23 protein-coding genes are annotated in these 18,481 nt (G+C 64.2%); 11 read left to right on the top strand and 12 right to left on the bottom strand.

Translation table 11 applies throughout. The annotated features are described in order from the left end of the window. Both ACP7AX_RS12145 and ACP7AX_RS12140 read right to left on the bottom strand, forming a co-directional pair. On the bottom strand, window positions 1-344 hold a 344-nt coding region (locus tag ACP7AX_RS12145), incomplete at its 3' end, for a phage holin family protein (RefSeq protein WP_426226675.1). Next, window positions 341-1,195 carry a hypothetical protein gene (locus ACP7AX_RS12140; RefSeq protein ID WP_131684333.1) on the bottom strand — a complete coding sequence of 285 codons (855 nt, stop codon included), beginning with the start codon at window positions 1,193-1,195 and terminating at the stop codon, window positions 341-343. The genes ACP7AX_RS12145 and ACP7AX_RS12140, both read right to left, overlap by 4 nt. A gap of 283 nt (window positions 1,196-1,478) precedes the next feature. On the opposite strand from ACP7AX_RS12140, the gene ACP7AX_RS12135 reads away from it, so the two are divergent. Beyond that, window positions 1,479-1,928, top strand: coding sequence for a MarR family winged helix-turn-helix transcriptional regulator (locus ACP7AX_RS12135; protein ID WP_426226674.1), 450 nt, complete (start codon window positions 1,479-1,481; stop codon window positions 1,926-1,928). 130 nt (window positions 1,929-2,058) lie between these two features. After that, complete coding sequence (locus ACP7AX_RS12130; protein ID WP_131684335.1) at window positions 2,059-2,829, top strand: GPP34 family phosphoprotein; 771 nt, start codon at window positions 2,059-2,061, stop codon at window positions 2,827-2,829. 27 nt (window positions 2,830-2,856) lie between these two features. Here the strand turns inward: ACP7AX_RS12130 and ACP7AX_RS12125 are convergent, their stop codons facing one another. Further along, window positions 2,857-4,110: a D-arabinono-1,4-lactone oxidase gene (locus tag ACP7AX_RS12125; protein ID WP_426226673.1), complete on the bottom strand. Its 1,254-nt coding sequence runs from the start codon at window positions 4,108-4,110 to the stop codon at window positions 2,857-2,859. 105 nt (window positions 4,111-4,215) lie between these two features. Between ACP7AX_RS12125 and ACP7AX_RS12120 the strand changes: the two genes are divergently transcribed. Beyond that, a complete protein-coding gene (locus ACP7AX_RS12120) occupies window positions 4,216-5,541 on the top strand; it encodes a glycoside hydrolase family 27 protein (protein WP_426226672.1) in 1,326 nt (441 codons plus the stop codon). A gap of 85 nt (window positions 5,542-5,626) precedes the next feature. Further along, window positions 5,627-6,472, top strand: coding sequence for an alpha/beta fold hydrolase (locus tag ACP7AX_RS12115; RefSeq protein ID WP_426226671.1), 846 nt, complete (start codon window positions 5,627-5,629; stop codon window positions 6,470-6,472). A 189-nt stretch (window positions 6,473-6,661) separates the two neighbouring features. Here ACP7AX_RS12115 and ACP7AX_RS12110 read toward each other — a convergent pair whose 3' ends face one another. Further along, window positions 6,662-6,889: a LacI family DNA-binding transcriptional regulator gene (locus ACP7AX_RS12110; RefSeq protein ID WP_426226670.1), complete on the bottom strand. Its 228-nt coding sequence runs from the start codon at window positions 6,887-6,889 to the stop codon at window positions 6,662-6,664. A gap of 104 nt (window positions 6,890-6,993) precedes the next feature. Between ACP7AX_RS12110 and ACP7AX_RS12105 the strand changes: the two genes are divergently transcribed. Both ACP7AX_RS12105 and ACP7AX_RS12100 read left to right on the top strand, forming a co-directional pair. After that, a complete protein-coding gene (locus tag ACP7AX_RS12105) occupies window positions 6,994-7,737 on the top strand; it encodes a GAF and ANTAR domain-containing protein (RefSeq protein ID WP_426226669.1) in 744 nt (247 codons plus the stop codon). A gap of 28 nt (window positions 7,738-7,765) precedes the next feature. After that, window positions 7,766-8,548 (top strand): oxygenase MpaB family protein, encoded by a 783-nt coding sequence (locus tag ACP7AX_RS12100; protein WP_426226668.1) that lies wholly within the window; start codon window positions 7,766-7,768, stop codon window positions 8,546-8,548. On the opposite strand, the gene ACP7AX_RS12095 is transcribed toward ACP7AX_RS12100, so the two are convergent. From ACP7AX_RS12095 to ACP7AX_RS12080, 4 genes are all read right to left on the bottom strand, one after another. Then, window positions 8,525-9,484, bottom strand: coding sequence for a DMT family transporter (locus tag ACP7AX_RS12095; protein WP_426226667.1), 960 nt, complete (start codon window positions 9,482-9,484; stop codon window positions 8,525-8,527). The genes ACP7AX_RS12100 and ACP7AX_RS12095 overlap by 24 nt on opposite strands. Continuing rightward, a complete protein-coding gene (locus ACP7AX_RS12090; RefSeq protein WP_426226666.1) occupies window positions 9,481-10,086 on the bottom strand; it encodes a TetR/AcrR family transcriptional regulator in 606 nt (201 codons plus the stop codon). Before ACP7AX_RS12090 ends, ACP7AX_RS12095 begins: the two co-directional genes overlap by 4 nt. Before the next feature lie 95 nt (window positions 10,087-10,181). Continuing rightward, window positions 10,182-10,754, bottom strand: coding sequence for an MOSC domain-containing protein (locus ACP7AX_RS12085; protein WP_426226665.1), 573 nt, complete (start codon window positions 10,752-10,754; stop codon window positions 10,182-10,184). A 30-nt stretch (window positions 10,755-10,784) separates the two neighbouring features. Next, window positions 10,785-11,450: a DUF2306 domain-containing protein gene (locus tag ACP7AX_RS12080; protein ID WP_426226664.1), complete on the bottom strand. Its 666-nt coding sequence runs from the start codon at window positions 11,448-11,450 to the stop codon at window positions 10,785-10,787. 141 nt (window positions 11,451-11,591) lie between these two features. Here ACP7AX_RS12080 and ACP7AX_RS12075 point away from each other — a divergent pair, with 141 nt between their 5' ends. The 3 genes from ACP7AX_RS12075 (at window position 11,592) to ACP7AX_RS12065 (ending at window position 13,255) form a co-directional block, all read left to right on the top strand. After that, window positions 11,592-12,317, top strand: coding sequence for a TetR/AcrR family transcriptional regulator (locus tag ACP7AX_RS12075; RefSeq protein WP_426226663.1), 726 nt, complete (start codon window positions 11,592-11,594; stop codon window positions 12,315-12,317). Between the two features lie 55 nt (window positions 12,318-12,372). Then, window positions 12,373-12,699: a hypothetical protein gene (locus ACP7AX_RS12070; RefSeq protein ID WP_426226662.1), complete on the top strand. Its 327-nt coding sequence runs from the start codon at window positions 12,373-12,375 to the stop codon at window positions 12,697-12,699. An 85-nt stretch (window positions 12,700-12,784) separates the two neighbouring features. Continuing rightward, window positions 12,785-13,255 carry an AAA family ATPase gene (locus tag ACP7AX_RS12065; protein WP_426226661.1) on the top strand — a complete coding sequence of 157 codons (471 nt, stop codon included), beginning with the start codon at window positions 12,785-12,787 and terminating at the stop codon, window positions 13,253-13,255. Between the two features lie 9 nt (window positions 13,256-13,264). Here the strand turns inward: ACP7AX_RS12065 and ACP7AX_RS12060 are convergent, their stop codons facing one another. After that, window positions 13,265-13,729 (bottom strand): SRPBCC family protein, encoded by a 465-nt coding sequence (locus ACP7AX_RS12060; RefSeq protein WP_426226660.1) that lies wholly within the window; start codon window positions 13,727-13,729, stop codon window positions 13,265-13,267. A gap of 61 nt (window positions 13,730-13,790) precedes the next feature. Between ACP7AX_RS12060 and ACP7AX_RS12055 the strand changes: the two genes are divergently transcribed. Further along, window positions 13,791-14,315, top strand: coding sequence for a GNAT family N-acetyltransferase (locus tag ACP7AX_RS12055; RefSeq protein WP_426226659.1), 525 nt, complete (start codon window positions 13,791-13,793; stop codon window positions 14,313-14,315). Here ACP7AX_RS12055 and ACP7AX_RS12050 read toward each other — a convergent pair. From ACP7AX_RS12050 to ACP7AX_RS12040, 3 genes are all read right to left on the bottom strand, one after another. Beyond that, on the bottom strand, window positions 14,281-14,667 hold the full coding sequence (locus ACP7AX_RS12050; RefSeq protein WP_131684346.1) for a DUF1801 domain-containing protein: 387 nt from the start codon (window positions 14,665-14,667) through the stop codon (window positions 14,281-14,283). The genes ACP7AX_RS12055 and ACP7AX_RS12050 overlap by 35 nt on opposite strands. Window positions 14,668-14,753: 86 nt before the next feature. Next, entirely contained in the window at window positions 14,754-15,839 is a 1,086-nt protein-coding gene (locus tag ACP7AX_RS12045) for a type I restriction endonuclease (RefSeq protein ID WP_131684347.1), read from the bottom strand. An 85-nt stretch (window positions 15,840-15,924) separates the two neighbouring features. Next, entirely contained in the window at window positions 15,925-16,851 is a 927-nt protein-coding gene (locus ACP7AX_RS12040; RefSeq protein WP_426226658.1) for an AraC family transcriptional regulator, read from the bottom strand. 275 nt (window positions 16,852-17,126) lie between these two features. Between ACP7AX_RS12040 and ACP7AX_RS12035 the strand changes: the two genes are divergently transcribed. Continuing rightward, a complete protein-coding gene (locus ACP7AX_RS12035) occupies window positions 17,127-18,479 on the top strand; it encodes an ABC transporter substrate-binding protein (protein WP_426226657.1) in 1,353 nt (450 codons plus the stop codon). Window positions 18,480-18,481: the final 2 nt, after the last annotated feature.

Below are 18,481 nucleotides of genomic sequence, written 5' to 3'. Positions count from 1 at the left end.
TTCTTGCGGCCCATCGAGGCCAGGACCGCGGCGATGATGCCCCAGATCACGGCAACAACGACGGCGGACCAGCCGAGGCCCATGAGTTCGCCCAGGGCGTACCAGAGGGCGATCGAGAGGAAGAGGAGCACGAAGTGGCCTGCGACGCCGGCGCCGGCGAGCATGCCGCCGCCCTTGCCGGCCTTGGAAGCGGACTGCTTCAGTTCGGCCTTGGCCAGTTCCACTTCCTGGCGCATCAGCGTGGACAGATCGCGGGTCACCTCACCGAGGAGATCACCCAACGAGGTGTTATCGGCCTTCGCATGCGCCGCGCTCGGCGGCGATTCGGGAATCTGGCTGCTCACAGGTGACGACCTTCCGCATCCCGATCCGCGGTGCTGCGGAACGGATCTTCTTCATAACGCAACGGGGCGTCCGCGGCCGTGCCGGTTGGCAGGTTCTGGGAGGATACGGGCCCGCCGGTGGCGATTCGCGGCTCGTCGAACAGGCCGCGGTCATCCCCAGCAGCGAAAACTGTCTCCTGGTGGATGGGGGCACCCTGCTGAACCGGCGCGGTCCGCGGGACCGGAGGGACCGACTGGCCTGTGGCGCCCACCTGGGTCTCCGGTGCACCAGCGGCGAGGCCGCGGGTGAGCCGTCCGGCAAGGATGCCAGCACCGGCCGCGAGGAGAAGGAAGGTGCCCGGGCGCTGCCGTGCGAACGACTTCACCTCGCCGAGGAGCGAACCCGGGTCCCGGCCGTCAAGCCAGGATGCCACGGACTGCGAGCGCTCTGCGGCCTGACGGATCAGGTCCGATGCCACACCCGGCTGGTCGGAGGCATCTGCCATGGTGCGCAGCTCCGAGGAGATGGTGCGGATACCTTCCGCGACCTTCTGCTGCTGGGTGCCTGCCTGGCTGGTGAGGTCAGACTTGGCCTGGTACAGGAGGTCCCGGGCGTTGGTTTTCACTTCTGAGGCGACGTTGGAGGCCTCGGCCTTGGCCGTTTCCGCCACGTTCTGGGCCGCGCCGGCTGCCTGGCTGGCCACCTGTGAGGCTTCTTCCTTGGCTGTTTCGGTCTTGGACCCTGAGGCGCCGGTGCTGCTCACGCCGGTGCCCTGAGAAGACGCGGGCACCTGGTTTCCGTACTGGTCAACGTTTCCGTAAGGGTCAACGCTGGCCGGGGCGCCCGTCTGGGGCCATTGGTTTTCAGTCATGGTCGCTCTCTCTTTCGTGAAGGGTTCGCTGACAGGAGCTGCCAGTCTTACTGGCTTCGCAATAGTAAGCAAGGTTACTAACTAGATACTAAGCACACTTGCTAACCGATGCGCAAGGGCTGCCCGTTAATGCGCTGCCGCGAATGGGGGCGGGGCTGCTCCATGCGGGGCAGCGGGGGGCCTCGTCGCCGTGGTGAATCCGGAGCCCGCTTGCCAAACAGATACTAAGCATGCTTATGGTGGATGTATACCGGAGGCTCTCAAAGGGAAGGAACAGCTTGCCATGACCACTGAATCAGAGCGCGAACTCCGGAACTTTTGCCAGCTCCTCTCGCAGGCCGCCCGCCTGGTCCAACGCCATCAGGACGATGTCCTCGCGCCGCTGGGCCTCACCCGTGCGGCGGTGATAGCTCTTGAAGGACTGGCTCCGGGTGCCCTGAACCAGGAACAGTTGGCCACAGCCGTCCACGCCAAAAGCCAGACAATGGGAAAGATCCTGGCGAGGCTGCAGCTGGCAGGGCTCGTCAGCAGGAGCAGGCATCCCCGGGACAGGCGCCAGCTGATCATCGGGCTTACCGGTGCCGGGCGTGAAGCCCTTGAAGCCGCCCAGCAGGCTGAGGCCCACGCCCTCCCGCCGGAACTGGACGTCACCGCCTGGAAAACGCTGCAGAAGGAGCTCACCAGATTCGTAGCGTCTTTGCAGACGCGCGAAATGAACGAAAGATCCGCGTAGCGGAAAACGCAAGCGTACGACGGCGGGAGGTCCCGCCGTCGTACGCTCATCTCTGCGCGTGGTGCACTGCCAGTGGTCCAGTTAGAAGCGGTAGTTGTGGCCACGGCCCTGACGGGCGCACCATGATGCTATGGATGCTCAATCACCTAAGGCAGAGGAGTTGAGCCTCCCGCAGGCTTTCCTCCTCCTGGCAACTGACGACAAGCGCGGCGGGCCGGAAGTCCCTGCGTACCTGCTGCGAACCACCCTCGCCGGGGCAATCCTGGCCGAGCTGGATTTGATCGGCGCCATTGACCTCCACGGAAGGTTCGTCCGGGTGACCGGCGATGCTCCCCAGACGGACCTCCAGCCGGAACTGGACCTCATCCGGCACAAATCCCGCCCTCACACCCCCAAACGCTGGGTCTCCATGCTGGAGAGCCGCGCCGAGGTGCAGCGGGTGTACCAGGGCATGGCCGAACGTGGCCTCGTGGATCAGGTCGGTGAAAAGCGGCTCGGCATCTTCAAGACGGTGCGTTACCCCGAGAAAGACCATGCGCCGGAGGCTGCGCTCGTGCAGAAGATCGAGGCAGCACTCACCGATAAGCCGGGCTCGGCGCAGGCGGAAACCGCATCTGCGGAACTTCGTGCCTCGGAAGCCGTGGCAGCGGATTCCGCGCCTTCGGATGCCGCGGTGACGGCGCCCACGGAACCCAAAGCGGCAGGCCCACAGTCCGTCGATCCCAGGACCAGGGCGCTGATCGCACTGCTCCACGCCTCGGGGCTGCTGGAGAAGCTGTTCCCCGACGCCGATCGTGGCCGGGTGGGGCAGCTCTCGGGAAATTTCTGGCCTGCCCGCGCGGTGGAGGACGAACTCCGGATGATCAGGCTGGCAGAGGCAGAGTCCGCAATCCAGGCCTGAGGCGGGCGGCCGGCGAACTCTCAGTTCCTACGGCGCAGCTGTCCTGACACCAAGGATGCTGTCCAGCAGGCCGTTGCCGAACTTGCCCTCCGGGTCATGCCTGGCCACGAGAGTTCGGAACTCGGCGAACCGCGGGTAGAGCCCCTCCCAGTCATGGCCGGACGGGGTGAACAGCTTGCCCCAGTGCGGGCGGGCGCCGAAGGGCTGCAGCAGCTCCTCCAGCTCGGGAAGGAGCGCTTCCACCTGGGCCTGGAGCGGCTTCCAGGTGAAGTGCAGGGCCACGCTCTGCTGGCGGTAGAACGGGCTAAGCCAGAATTCGTCCGCGGCGCCCGTCCTAATTTCGGACACAAACAGCAGGGGAGCCAGCTTGTCCGCCAGGCTGCGGACCGCCTGCAGGGCGGCCGGCGCGTGCTGCAGGGGCAGGATGAATTCGCTCTGGAGTTCCTCGCCGTTGCTGGGGGTGAACTCGTGGCGGAAGTGCGGCAGGCGGTCCAGCCAGGGGCCCGGCTCGTCGAACTGTGGCGTGCAGTTTTCCGCTGACATGTCCGGGAGCGGATGCCGGGAGTGCGTGGCAGTGGTGGCACCGAAGGTGTCAGCAAGCGCGGGTTCGGAATCGAGGGCCTTCAGCCACACCTGGCTGATGGAATCGCCCGCGTAGTCGGTGAACAGGCTGACACTGTAGGCGCTGGAAACCAGGGTGCCGAAATCTGCCAGTGCCCTGTCCCAGGGCAGGTTCTCCAGGACGCGCTGGCGCATCTGGAAGCTCGGCCGGACCGAGAGTTCAAGTCCTGTCACGATGCCCAGCGCGCCGAGGGCCACTACGCTGCTTAGGAATTCGTCGCCGTCTCCCCGCGACAGGGTCACGGCCTCACCGGACGCCCGGACCAGATCGATGCTCTCGACAGCGCCGGCAAGGGACGGGTTGTCCACGCCGGAACCGTGAGTTCCCGTCTGGACGGCGCCGGCCACGGAAATGTGGGGGAGGGATGCCAGGTTATGGATGGCGACGCCGGACTGTTCCAGGCTGCGGCACAACTCGCCGTAGCTCACGCCGCCGCTGACTTTGACGCTCCGGCGTTGCGGGTCCAGCTCAATGGTCCGGGGCAGGGCGTCGAGCAGGATGTGCGTACCGTCGGTATCGCCCACCCGGTTGAACGAGTGCCGCGAACCCAGGGCCTTGACCCGGGTTGCACCCGCAACCACCTCGGCTAGCTCAGCCACAGAGCCCGGCCTGCGGACGTCCGCTGATGAGTACTCGAGGTTTCCTGCCCAGTTCTTCATTGAATCGACTTTCCGCTGATTGGTTTCGCTCCGTCAACTGTGAGCGCTCACATGGCTGCTGTCAAGGCACTGGCATGCTCTTATGCATCGTTGTAAATTTGGCACATGACACTTGCTATGACCCCGCCCATGGGCTGGAACAGCTGGGACTGCTACGGCACTACCGTCACCGAGGACGAGGTGCTTGCCAACGCCACGTTCATGGCCGAGCACCTGCTGCCGTTCGGCTGGGACACGGTGGTGGTGGACATCCAGTGGTACGAACCCGCGGCCCGCGCCGGCGGCTACAACGACGGAGCGGAACTGGAACTGGACGGAGTGGGCAGGCAACTCCCGGCGGCAAACCGCTTCCCCTCCGCGGCAGGCGGCGCAGGGTTCAAACCACTGGCAGACAGCATCCACAGCCTCGGGCTCAAGTTCGGGCTGCACGTCATGCGTGGCATTCCGCGGCAGGCCGTCCGGGACCGCCTGCCTGTCGAAGGGACCGCCTACACGGCAGATGACGTGGCGGATACGTCCTCGGTTTGTGAATGGAACGCGGACAACTTTGGCCTGAACCACCGGCATCCGGGCGCCCAGGCCTACTACGATTCCCAGCTTCGCCAGTTTGCCGAGTGGGGCGTCGATTTCGTGAAGGCTGACGACATGCTGGGCCCGTACTTCGCCGCCGAGATCGAGGCTTACCGGCAGGCCATAGCCCGCAGCGGGCGCGGCATGGTGCTCAGCCTCTCGCCAGGCAGGGCGCTATCCCTGTCCCGGCTGGAACATCTGCGCGGCAATGCGCAGATGTGGCGGGTCTCGGACGATCTCTGGGACGTGTGGGAGGACGTGGAAGCGCAGTTCGGCAGGATGGCCCGGTGGGCTCCGCACCAGCGGCCCGGAGCCTGGGCCGATGCCGACATGCTTCCCGTGGGCAGGATCGCGTTGCGTGCCGAGCGCGGGACTGAGCGTCTCAGCCGGCTGACCCTGGACGAACAGCGGACCATGCTGACGCTGTGGTGCATCTCCCGCTCCCCGCTGATGCTCGGGTGCGATCTGCCGTCCTCGCCACCGGAAACCCTTGACCTCCTGACCAACCCGGAACTCCTTGAGGTGCACAACGCCAGCGTCAACAACCGGGAACTGCTGCGCGACGGGCACCTGGTGGTGTGGGCAGCGGAAAGCACGACGCCGGACCAACGTTTTGTGGCTGTCTTCAACACGGGGGAGGGCGAGGCAGTCCGGGAGATCCCGCTGGCTGACCTCGCATTCCCTGATGATGACGGCCTTTCCGGCCGGTCGCCATGGAGCGGCCGTGAGGCCTGGAGCGGCAGCGCCGCCCTCCTCAGCGGGCCATTGGGAGGGCTGGCCCTCCAGGTCAGGATTCCAAGCCATGGCGTAGAGTTCTACCGTTTCACACGAACTGCTTCACCCGGAGCGCTGACCCCATAGCCTGAGGCTCAGGAGCCGGTGGTGGCCAGGGACGGCTGGTCCTCCGTGGGATTAGGATGACCAAAACGCGAAGGAGGACCCGCTGATGCATGACGGAACCGCGGCAGGACCTGAAACGGGATATGCCCCCGTGAACGGACTGCAGATGTACTACGAGCTGCACGGGTCCGGCGGCACACCGCTGCTGCTACTGCACGGGGGACTGTTCGATGTCGAGCAGCAATTCGGCGCACTGATCCCGGGATTGTCGGCTGGCCGCAGGGTCATCGCCGCGGACTTCCAGGGGCATGGCCGGACCAATGACATCGACCGTTCCCTGAACACCCGCGACCTCGCGTCCGATGTCACCGGACTCCTTGAACACCTGGGCGTCAGCGAGGTGGATGTCTTCGGATTCAGCGTGGGCGGTGCGGTTGCGCTGCACCTTGCGGTCAAGCATCCGGAGCTTGTCCGCAAACTGATCGTCTCCTCCGTCTCATTCCATCCCGGCGGCGACCGGGGGGAGAACGCGGAAGCGCTGGGCTCCATGACTGTCGGGATGATCGCCGGCACGCCCATGGAAGCGCGCTACCTGGCCGTCTCGCCGCACCCGGACCATGAGCATCTGCAGCGGCTGCTGGACAAACTCGGGAGCTACGATGCCGGCACGGGCGGCTGGAGTGATGACGAGATCCGCGGCATCGCCGCCCCCACCCTGATCACCGTTGGCGATTGCGACATGGTCAAGCTCGAGCATGCCGTGCGGTTCCTCCAGCTGCGGGGAGGAGATGTGAACGGCGATTTCGAAGGCGTGCCCGCGTCACAGCTCGCGGTGTTTCCCGGCACCACACATTTCTTTGGGCTCGCGAGGACAGCACTCGTGCTCGATGTTGTGACGGCGTTCCTGGACGCGCCCGTTCCCGCATGCCCGCAGGGCCGGGTGACCGCCTGAATCAGGCGGGCAGCTACGCGGTACTGGGCCCAGTGCCAGCGGGCTGAAGATCAGACCATCGGACATTTAGCGCCGCGGGCTGGCCATGACCTCAAGCTCGCGCTCCCGGTCAGCGCCGGTCTGCTCAATGAGTACCACCAGGCCGTGCTTTGCAGCGGCTTCAATGACGGCGTCCGCCAGTTCGGCGAACTAGGGCAGGCTCAGCTGGGGGTGGGCCAGGGTGATGGCCCCGGTGTGCCCGGAGCGCAGGCTGCGGGCGGTAAGGTTGGGCCGGTAGCCGAGCTCCTCGATCTCCTGCTCAACCCTGGCACGGGTGGTGTCCCATACGTGGGGGTGGTTGTTGATGACGTTCGAGACGGCCTTGAAGGCATTTACAACATTGAAGCTCGCGGTCTTGCCGGGCTCCGGTGTAGACATGCAGTCCGTGGCCGCGCCCGAAAAAAACCCGAGCGAATTTGGCAGGATAGAGAGATACTCAGAACGACGGCAGATTCTCCAGGCCGCATCAGAGGATGGCACCCATGACCCCCAGCACCGGCAGTGCCAAAGGTACTGCAAATCCGGAACCGGCAGTGGCCGGTAGCCTCGCCAGTAAACTCGGCGATCTTGCCAGGGAGCTTCAGCAGGAACTGGACACGGACGCTCTCCTGGCGGACATCGTCCACGCTGCGCTGGATCTCATCCCGCACGTTTCGGATGCATCCGTCAGCGTGGTCACGGGCAGGAGAACCGTGGAGTCCCGGGCAGCCTCGGGTGAGCTTCCGCGCAGGATCGATGCCCTGCAGAGCGAAGCCGGCGAGGGCCCCTGTATTGACGCGGCCTACGAACACAGGATCGTCCGGGTCCCGGACATGGGCCACGAGGCAAGGTGGCCAAAATTCGCCCGGGCGGCCCACGACGCCGGCGCGCGGAGCATGCTCTCCTTCCAGCTTTTCGTCAAAGGCGACAACCTGGGAGCGCTCAACCTGTACGGCGATGAAGAAAACGCCTTTGACGAGGAATCGGAACACGTGGGCCTGCTCGTGGCGGCCCATGCGGCCGTCGCCTTCTCCGACGCGCAGGAGATCAACCAGCTGAACCAGGCGATGGGCACCCGTGACCTCATCGGCCAGGCAAAGGGAATCCTGATGGAAAGGTTCAAAATCAACTCCCTCCAGGCGTTCCAGATCCTGACCAGGGCGAGCTCCGAAACCAACATCAAGCTCCGGGACGTGGCCGATCACCTGGCCAACAGCGGAGAAATTCTCACCCGCGACCGCCACTAGGGCTTTCCCGCTCCGGTACCCTGTTTCAATGGTGCGTGGACTTGCGGACATGGGCGCTGAAGGCATCCTGCTGGCAGGGGCGGGGCGGGCGATCCTGCTGCAGCTCGCCGATCCTGCCGTGGGCCACGGCGTGGCCGAGCACAGCACATTTACCGAACGCCCCGTCAACAGGCTCCGCGGCACCCTCACCTATGTGTACGCCATCGTGTACGGCACCGACGAGCAGGTGAAAGAGGTCCGTCGCAGGGTGAACTGCGCGCACGCCCCGGTCCGCCGTGCTCCGGATGGGACCTCCGCCGGCTACAGCGCCTTCGATGCCCACGCGCAGCTGTGGGTGGTCGCCACTCTGTACGACACCGCCGTCACCGTCTTCGAAGAAATCTATGGCCCGTTCGACGACGGCACCGCCGATGAGATGTACCGCGACTACGCGAAGCTTGGGACAGCCCTGCAGCTCCCGGAGGATATGTGGCCAGAGGACCGCGAAGCGTTCCGCCGCTACTGGGACAATCGGCTCCGGGCCCTGCGTGCGGACGACGCCGCAGTGCGTGTTGGCCGCGGCCTCCTCTATCCAGGCAGGGAAGCGCTCTGGTACCGCAGCATCATGCCGTTCGCGCGTTTCCTCACCGCAGGCCTTCTTCCGGATCAGCTCCGGCGGGACTTCGGGCTGCCCTGGAGCCGGGGCCACGACCGCCGGTTCCACCTCACCATGCGCGGCCTGGCAGTGGTCTACCCGCGGCTGCCGCGGCGCATCAGGCACTGGTTCAAGGACTACTGCCTCGGGCAGTTAGCGTCCGACGTCGGCCATTAGGCGCCGGCGCTTTGGCGCGGCAGGGAGCGTGAGGACAAAGAGACTGCCGGTGATCAGCGCGGCGCCGAGCCACGCGAGTGCCGGAAGCCGTTCGCCCACCACCACCACTGCCAGGACAGCGGCCACGACGGTCTCCGCGAGGGAGACGGTGGTGGCCGTGCTCGCGCGGACGCGTGCCAGGCCCCAGCCGAACAGCACGTAGCCGGCGAACATCGGGACGATTGCCATGTACGCGCCGACGGCAAAGTTCTGCGTGGACGCCAGAAACGGGGCACCGGTAGCGGCGAGCACGGGCATCAGCATCAGCCCGCCGGCGCCGAAGACCGTCCCCATGACCGCCCTCGAAGGTACGCCGGTATTGATCAGGCGGTGGGCAGCCCACGAATACAGTGCGTAGGTGAGCCCGGCCAGCAGCCCCAGGCCGATGCCCGCCGGCGTTTCCCAGGCCGATCCCGTTGTTGCCGGGTCACCGGATTTCCCCGCCTCTGCTAGACCTTCTGCGAGGCACAGCAGGGCTGCTCCGGAGACGCCGAGTACCGCGCCGACGGTCCACCGCCGGGTGAACGGCCGTTTGTCCACTACCCGTTCCACCACGGCGGAGGCGAGCGGGGCTGAGCCGATGGAGACCACTGTCCCCACGGCAACTCCGGCCAGATGCATGGACGAGTAGAACGCGAGCGGGTAGAGGGCAACGGCCAGTGCCCCCAGTGCCACCGTGGGCCAGTTGCCGCGCAGTGACGTGCTGAAAGCCAGCATGGGCCGTGCCGCGATCGCCGCCTGCAGCAGGCCGCCGAAACCCATGGCTGCAGCGCCGATTGCCAGCGGGCTCACGTCCGGAGCGAAGGTGGCCGCAGTGCCGGTGGTGCCCCAGAGGACCGACGCCGCGAGGACAAACAGCGCTCCCCACGTGGCTCCCCGGAATCCTGAGGGCTTCACAGGTTGCCGATCAGCGTGGCAGCGATCCGGCGGGCTTCCAGGATGCAGCTGTCGTCGCCTTCGAGTCCGGCGCGGGCCATCGAGCCCTCGAGCAGGAAGGCCAGGTGCCGTGCCAGCGGCTGTACCCGCCCGGGTGCGTCCGGCAGCAGGTCCGCCAGATGCGCGGAGAGCAGCGCTTCAACCTCCTCCTTGTGCCGCCGGACAACGGCCCGCCCGGGATCCCCGGCCGGCAGCTCGGCTGCTGCATTCAGCAGGCCGCAGCCCCGGAACCCGTTCCTGTAGGCCAGATCGGCGTGGTCCGCATAGGCATCGAAGACGGCAAGGACGCGCTCCTTGGGGGTTGTTGCCGTCTCAAGTCTCGAGCGGTACAGCCCCAGCCATTCCTCGTGGCGGGCGTACAAGTACGCCGTCACCAGCTCAGCTTTTGAGGTGAAGTTGTTGTAGAGGCTCTTTTTCGCTACACCCGCTTCGGCAGTAATGGCGTCGATTCCAGTGGCGGTCAGGCCGTTGGCGTAGAAGCGCCGGGCAGCCGCCTCCAGGAGCGCCTCGCGTGCGGGCCTGCGGGCCCGGGTGGCTGCTGGTGCGGTCTGTTTCTCGGTCATTGACTGTCCCTGGCTGGCTTGTGCTCGCAGAATGGGTAGGTAGACCAGTCTACCTACTTTTCGTGCCGGCGCGCCATTGCCTACGGAACGATGGCCTACGGAAGCCGCGACGGCCGCAGGAGGGTGGGTACGCCGGCGCTCGCCGGGTGGAGCTGAACGGGGCTGACCAGGATGGCCGGTCCCCTGTGCAGGATGCCGTCCGAGAGGGGTGTGCAGCGCACGCCGCCCCGGCCGCGCATTGCTTTGTGGGCGCCGGGGGCGAGCATCTGGTCCATCCAAACGCAGGGATGGGCGGGCCGTCCCGCCCGGATCCGCACCAGTTCCCCGCGCGTTTCCAGGGTGAAATCGTGACCGATCAGAGGAGCCAGGTGCGCGCCTCTGAGAACTATGTTGCGGCGTGTCAGCAGCGGGTCCAGCGGACCGGAAGCCAGCTCCGCGGCGATGGCTTCCAGGGCTTCGATCGGGAACAGTGTCACGGCGGCGTCCATGTGCGCGGCCTTGCCGAAGAACCGGTCGCCCACAATTCCTTTCCCTGCCACCAGTTCCACGCGCTCGGCATCCGTGGTGGGGACATCCGCCGCGCCTTCGCGTGCACGGCCGAAGTAGGCGTGAGCCGGCGATACGAGAAGGTGGAGGATCTCGACGTCGTACTTAAAGCTTTCCGTCATGACTCAAAGCTATCCCGCCGCGTTCTGCCCTCACGCCGGGTGCCGCCGTCGGATGAAGTACTCCGCTACGGCGAGGTTGATCACCCACGCAGCGCCCATGAGTATGGCCCGCCCGGTAACGTCCGGCGGGCTCAGCAGGAGTTCGGGCACGATGAGGATCAGGGCCTGCGTTCCGGCGCCGAGGGCGATGGCGTAGGCCCGGCTCATCCAGGCTCCATGCCGGGCGAAGTCCCGGCGGACTATGGCCAGAACTCCCAGCACGAGGCTCAATGCCATCGCCAAGCCGAAAATGAGCCTGAGGATGAGGAGGAGCTGCCCGTCGCTGGCTGGCAGCCTGTAGAAAACCGCCATCCACAAGCCCGAGAGAGCCGTGAGCATGCCCGCGGGCAGGAGAATCCGCCCGGCGATCCTGTGCCAGCTGGGCCTTCCCCGGCGGAGGCCCGGGTGGAACTGGAAGGCCCCGAGCAGCGAGTAAACCGTGACGCTGACAATGTGGATCACCACGGGGGCGGGGGAGTCGAAGAACCTGGCGTTGCGTTCCGTCACGGCGGCGCCGCCTGTCAGTTCGGTCAGCCGGGCCGCGCCTGCGATCACCGGGATCAGGCTGAGGAGGATCAGGCCTGCCGGTACCAGCCATGGCCGACGGCGGCGGGCGGCATTGGTCTGCGGCTTACTTGGCGTGATTTGCCTGGTCACGTTCACGGTGGTCCGTCCTGGTCGGGCTGGTCAAGGTGCTGCCGGTAGAGCGGCAATGTGTACGATGTACACCTTCTGTGACTCAGATTAGGTGTACGCCGTACACTAGTCAAGGGTGCAAAATTTTCAGGAGGAATTCACATGAGCGAGCCACGTGCCGCGTCGGCGCGGGTGCGGCTGAGCAGGGACAAAGTGCTCCAGGCCGCAGTGTCCCTGGCTGATGAAATCGGCATCGGGGAGTTGAGCATGCGCAGGCTGGCCCAGGAACTTGAGGTGGTGCCGATGGCGCTCTACAAGCACGTGGCCAACAAGGATGAACTTCTCGACGGCATGGTGGATGTCATCGTCAGGGAAATCGATCCGCCGGCTGACGAGCCAGCGTGGCGGGACGTTGTCCGGCGGAGGATCCTGTCCGCCAGGAGTGTGCTGCAGCGGCATCAGTGGGCCCGGCAGGTCCTGGAAACCCGGACCACCAAGACGCCGGGCGTTCTGGCGTACATGGACTCGTTCATTGGCATCTTCCTCGACCGCGGCTTCTCGGTGGACCTGACCCATCACGTCATGCACGCCATCGGCAGCCGCATGTGGGGGTTCACGCAGGAACTGTTTACCGAACCTGCGGACCAACCCGATGAAAATGCAGAGGAGGTGGACGGGGCCGCCCAGCAGGCCATGCTGGAGGAGATGTCCAAGCGCTATCCGAATGTCCTGCGGATAGCTATGGCGTCATCACACGATGAAGGCCGAGTGGTAGGGCAGGGCTGCGACGACCAGTTCGAATTCGAGTTCGCCCTTGATCTCCTGCTGAACGGCATCGAAAGACTCCACGCAGAGGGCTGGACATCGGCGCGGGCTGACCGGACCTGACCGTCGCCTTCAGGCCTGGGGAACCGGGCGCAGTGCTTTGATCCAAGGCGTCAAGGTGGCTGTCGTGGGAGCCTCCGGCGAGATCCAGGCGCCGGACGTTTCGCCCCCGCCCGGTGAACTCAGCCTTATCGTGCTCGGTGAACATCCCGCGCTCTCCGAATACCACCAGCCAGGAGCGGAAGTAGTCACCAGCCGTTCGTTTTCGGGTTCGCTGCCGCCCCCTGCCCCCGATTCGAGCAGGACCAGGCTGGCCGCCAGGTCGGGACGTGCCGCCGCCACGAGCATTGCCGTGTGGCCGCCCAACGTTTGGCCTGCGAGGGTGGCGGGCGCGTCCGCCCTCAGCCAACCCGTGCAGGATCACGATCGGCTGCCCATAGCGTGATGCTGAAGTCGCGGCCCGGGTGATCGGTGGTGGCCATGACCTCACGCTTTTCGGAGCCATTCGGTCTTCTGCCTACGATGGGGCCATGGGTGTGGTCTTCGTAACCGGAATGTCAGGGGCAGGGAAGTCCACTGTCCTGGGTGAGCTCGGCCGTCAGGGGTGTGAAACCGTGGACACCGACTATGGATTTTGGTGCCACGACGTGGACGGTGACGTCGTGTGGGACGAACCCAAGATATCGTCGCTCCTCGCCAAGGAACGCGGGGGTGTTCTTTACCTGTCAGGTACCGTCTCCAACCAAGGCCGGTTCTACGATCAGTTCGATGCGGTGGTTCTGCTGTCCGCTCCCCACCAGGTGCTGTTTGACCGGCTCGCCACCCGAACCACCAACGGCTACGGGAAAAGCCCGGCCGAGCGCGCTGAGATCGGCCGCTACCTCCTGGCGGTGGAGCCGTTGCTGCGGGAAAGCTCAACCCATGAGATTAATACGGACTGTTCGGTCGAGGAAGTCGTGGCGGCTCTTATCAAGATTGGGGCCGGCCGGGCTACGCAGTGAAGCCGTCATTCACGTGAGCTCCTTCTTTCCGCCGGTTCCGGCAAGGTGGCGGTTGCGCGCCTCGATCAGCTGCTTCAGGTAACGGCCAAGTACAAGCTTCTCCACCAGACGTCCCAACGGACCGAACGGAGCCGCGAACTCGATGCGGTCCACCATGGTGGTCCCCGAGGAATCCTCACTGAACTCATGGACATGCCGGAACCGGCGAAACGGACCTTTGACCTGCTCATCAACAAAATAGTCGGGTGACTGCATCTCGGTGATCCTGCTCGTCATTCGAAGCGGAACGCCAAAGTGCCAGGCCCGCCACGTTACTTCCTCACCGAGGGCGATGAGACCGGACGTCACGCCGTTAACGGCCTCTTCACGAGATCCCGCCATGGAGTCCTTATGGACGTCGATACTCCGGGCAAGGTCAAACAGCTCCAATTTCGGCATGCTTGTCCGGGTGGTGCACTTAAAGTAGACGGCCATGCTCCGAGTATCCCAGCCCTGCCACGGCGGTCACGCCAGCGAACACTCGTAAACTTCAGGAGTGATTCCAGGAAAGACGCCACGGCTTCAATTCCGTCAGATGACCTCAGGCGACCTCGACAACATGGCGGCGTTGCTGGGCGATCCCCTTGTCATGAGGTACTACCCCGCGCCGAAGACGCGGGAGGGCGCAGCCCAATGGATCGCGTGGAATGAAGCGAACTACGCCGAACATGGCTGCGGCCTTTGGATTGTGGAAACGCTCCACGGCGAGTTTCTGGGAGATTGCGGCCTGACGTGGCAACAAGTCAACGGTCGTTTGGAGCTCGAAATGGGTTATCACCTACGCCCCGATCGATGGGGCCAAGGATACGCCACAGCGGCGGCTGCAGCGTGCAGGGACTTTGCCCGCGACGAACTCCACATCGAACGTCTTGTTGCCATCGTGCATCCGGACAACGTGGCTTCCCGTCGCGTGGCCGAAAAGATCGGCATGCGGCACATCGAGGATGATCACACCAGCGCCAGTGCACCGCGGACTGTCCTCGGGATCAGGCTCGGACCCACTCGCGCACAAGCCCAATGAATTCGTCCTGGCGGGTTGCCGCTGCCTCTGCGCTGGGGAAGATCACCTGACCGCGGTCCTGCCCGATCATGTCCAGCAGCCCGCTCCATTTGGACGGATCGAAATCAAAGGCATCCCCGGAGGCCTTGGCGCCGCGATGGAAAATCAGCTGGACATGATTAAGTGGCCGCAGGTTGAATGTGACCCGGTCCACCGAGTCGTAGCAAAAGCTCGGCGCCTTCCACTTGATCTGCTCGGTTATTGCCTCGTCCGAATCCAAAACAGCCAGGCGCAAGGACTCAATCACGGGCTTCATCGGGTGGTCCAGCGACTCAAGGAACGAATCAACCGCCGGGTTTCGATTCAGTGTCATAGCTGACAGTCAAACACTTCACCTGACTGTTTGCGGTGAAACGCCGACGACGGCGGAAGAGTCCCGCCGTCGTCGTCTCCGGGGCGCTAGAGGTAGCTCTTGACGCTGGCGCGGAGTGCTTCCGTGTGCTCGTAGATCTCCTCGAGTGAGGAAATGGGAACCCGGGTTTCTTCTTTGTTGTCGTCAAATATTCCGATGTACTTTTGGGTTCGGTTGAAGTGCAGGCGGGCAATGGGTTTGCGGTTGTTATCGTCCAGCAGCACTGCGAAGTAGGACTTTGCGTCGCGCTGAATGACGCGTGCAGGCTTAACCTCGCTGCACACAATGGCCCTGACAATCTGGTAGCCCTCAATCTCTTCAAGAGTCGTTTCCAAACCGTCCGCTTCGGCCAGATCGGCATCGGACACCGGCGCGCTCGTAATGGTTGCCGCGGAGTCCTCGTTCTGCGGGAAGCCGGGTGAGCCGAGGGCTTTCTTTAGTCGATCGTTCACCTGGTCATTGAGGAACTGCTTGGAGGCTTTGGCGACCAGTGCAGTGAACTGTTCGCGCACCTTTTGTGTATACGCGCCGGGATAAACGCGGCCGGTCAGGAACTTAACCCATTCGTCCTCGGGCTCCTTGAACTGGGCCGCGAGGGTCCGCTTCAATTCGCCGATGTACTTCAGTTCGCCCGCCGCATTGATGATCGAATCGAGATCAAAGACGTCTTTGGACAGTTTCCGAAGTTCCGGGATCAGCGAGTCGTCTATCTCGTTCAGGTCCAAAACCAGGAAGGGCTTCGCGTCCATCCTATTTGGAGCATCGAGGTCGGTGAAGAACTGGTAGATCTCGCCATTGGTAAGGATCGCTATCCGAGCGTTTGTTACAGCGAAATAGCGGAAAAGCTGCGAGGCATGCTCGATCCTGACCGGCTCACTGGATTTCTTGCACTCGATGAGGATCTGGACCACACCGTCCTTGACGATGGCGTAGTCGATCTTTTCGCCCTTTTTCAGCCCGACATCCGCGATGAACTCGGGAACAACTTCCATGGGGTTGAAGACGTCGTACCCAAGAATTGTCGAAATGAAAGGCATAACGAACGCGTTCTTTGTTGCTTCTTCGGTCTGGATTACTCCTCGCTGCTGACGCACCTTCGCTGCCAAAGCCGAGAGTTTTTCTGCAAATTCCATTTTTCCCCCTTGAAAAAGACCGGTGATGTGCCAACCGTAGCGCAGCCCTAAGACAAGTTGATGGAACGGGCAGCTCCAGATTGCTTTAGCCGCCCTGCAAACGCTGACGGTATTGCCTCGGCGTTTCGCCGGCGTCGTTGAGGAAATGCCGGTTGAAGTTGGACAGGTTGGAGAATCCCACTTCGTAGCAGATATCCGAAATGGCTTTGTCGCTGCGCTCCAGAAGGCGCCGTGCGTGGGCCAGGCGGAGCTTGCGGACCAGGTCGCTGAAATTCTGGCCGGTGGCCCGTTTGAAGTATTTCGAAAAGGTTGGTTCGGGCATGCCCACAAGGGCCGCAGCCTCGGCCATCGTGACGCTGCCCGCATGGTTGCTGAAGACATACTCCAAAACGATGTCGACGACGGCGGCGGCCTGCCCGTCCAGCTGCGGCCTGAACCATTCGTCCGCGAGGTAGCGCCGCTCCTCCTGCGGTGCCCCGGCCAGGATTCCGAACAGGGCAAAGAGGTGCTCGAGCCGCAGCAGGCCGGTGGTGGTTCCCATGGCTTCGATGGCGGCGGCCGCCGTTACTGCTGAACGTCCCAGGAATTCGATTCCCCGGGCAGACTGTTCCAGCAGCGGCTTGACCTCTGCCATCTCCGGGAGCAGGAACGCTGCCTGTTCCACCCACTTCCCATCGAACTGGATGACGACGTCCCGGCCCTCCAGCACTTCACCGGGCTCAAGGTCACTTACCCAGTCGTGCGGCAGGCCGGACCCGACGATCGACACATGGCCGGCTTCGAATGTGCCGATGTGGTCCCCGACGATGAACTTTCCGGTGCCCTTGCGGATGAGGTGGATCTCGTACTCGGGGTGGTAGTTCCACCGGGCCACCGGACTGGGGTAACTGTGCTGGTGCCACCGTACCGAGTGGTTGGGGTCAGGCGGGATGACCTCCCGGTTGGCCCGCATCCCCAGCAGTCTCTCGGCCAGCCTGGCCGTTGCTCCGTCGGTTACATCGGCGGCAGTCATGGTGATCTCCGTTGGTCAGGCGGTTATGAAATCCGGACAGCGCTTCGGGGGCCTCCCCCCAGATTAGACCCTGCACGTGGAGGGAACGGGAAAATTAGTATCAGAAACCGGCAACCAGGGCGCTAGTTGTGCCCTATGCCACAGGCCTATCGTTGAGGAACACCAGCGGGGTACATCGGATTTCCGGTTACTGGCCCCGACCCCCGGTCCCCGGTACAGCGACATGGCAGTTGATGTGCGGGACTGCGCACCCCTGAAGAACAAAGGAGTCCTTAATGCGCCCAAAAATGCGTGCAGCGACCCTGGCCGCCGGCGCTTTGTGCGTCGCACTCAGCGCCACGGCCTGTGCAGGAGCCGGCGGAGGCAATTCAGCCGGCGATCCAAACAGCATCAACGTCCTGATGGTCAACAACCCCCAGATGGAGGATCTGCAGCGGCTCACGGCGGATAACTTCACCAGGGAAACGGGCATCAAGGTCAACTACACGATCCTTCCTGAGAACGATGTCCGTGCAAAGATCAGCCAGGAGTTCTCCAGCCAGGCCGGCCAGTATGACGTCGCGTCGCTGTCGAACTACGAGATCCCGTTCTATTCCGCCAACGGCTGGCTTGCCCCGCTCGACGAGGTGGCTGCGGATCCCGCGTTCGATCAGGATGACATCCTTCCCGCCTACACGGCTTCGCTCACCGGCGAGGACGGCAAGCTCTACGGCGAACCGTTCTACGGAGAATCGTCCTTCCTGATGTACCGGAAAGACATTCTGGAAGCCAAGGGCCTGACGATGCCGGAGAAGCCCACCTGGGACGAGGTGGCGGACATCGCGGCAAAGGCGGACGGCGCCGCCCCGGGCATGAAGGGCATCTGCCTCCGCGGCCAGCCCGGCTGGGGCCAGGTCTTCGCGCCGCTGACCACCGTGGTGAACACCTTCGGCGGCACCTGGTTCGACAAGGACTGGAACGCCCAGGTCAACTCCCCGGAATTCACCGAGGCAGTGGAGTTCTACACCAAACTGGTCCGCGAGCACGGTGAACTCGGTGCCGCCCAGGCCGGCTTCACCGAGTGCCTGAACAACATGAGCCAGAGCAAAGTGGCCATGTGGTACGACGCCACATCTGCCGCCGGAGCCCTGGAAGCAGACGCCTCACCGGTGAAGGGGAAGATCGGGTACGCCCAGGCCCCCATCAAGGAAACAAAGTCCTCCGGCTGGTTGTGGACCTGGTCCTGGGCCATGCAGGCCGCGTCAAAGAAGCAGGACGCTGCGGGCAGGTTCATCGCCTGGGCCAGCTCCAAGGACTACGAGGAACTGGTGGCGTCCGAGCTGGGCTGGGCGAAGGTCCCGTCCGGTAAGCGCATCTCCACATACGAGAACGCCGAGTTCCAGAAAGCCGCGCCCTTCTTCGAGGCAGAACGCTTCGCCATTGAGAACGCTGACCCGAAGAACCCCGGCGCCCAGGAACGTCCCGCCGTCGGGATCCAGTTCGTGGGCATCCCGGAATTCGCTGCGCTGGGAACGAACGTGTCCCAGGGTGTCAGTTCAGCCATCGCCGGCCAGGGCAGCGTGGCAGACGCGCTGGCCAAGGGCCAGGAAGCCGCCCAAAAGGTCGGCAACAAGTACAAGCAGCCTTAACC

This window comes from Pseudarthrobacter sp. DSP2-3-2b1 (assembly GCF_049895945.1).
In the GTDB taxonomy this organism is placed as follows: domain Bacteria; phylum Actinomycetota; class Actinomycetes; order Actinomycetales; family Micrococcaceae; genus Arthrobacter.
Note: the sequence above shows the minus strand (reverse complement) of the source record. Positions and strands in the feature narration are given on the sequence as shown.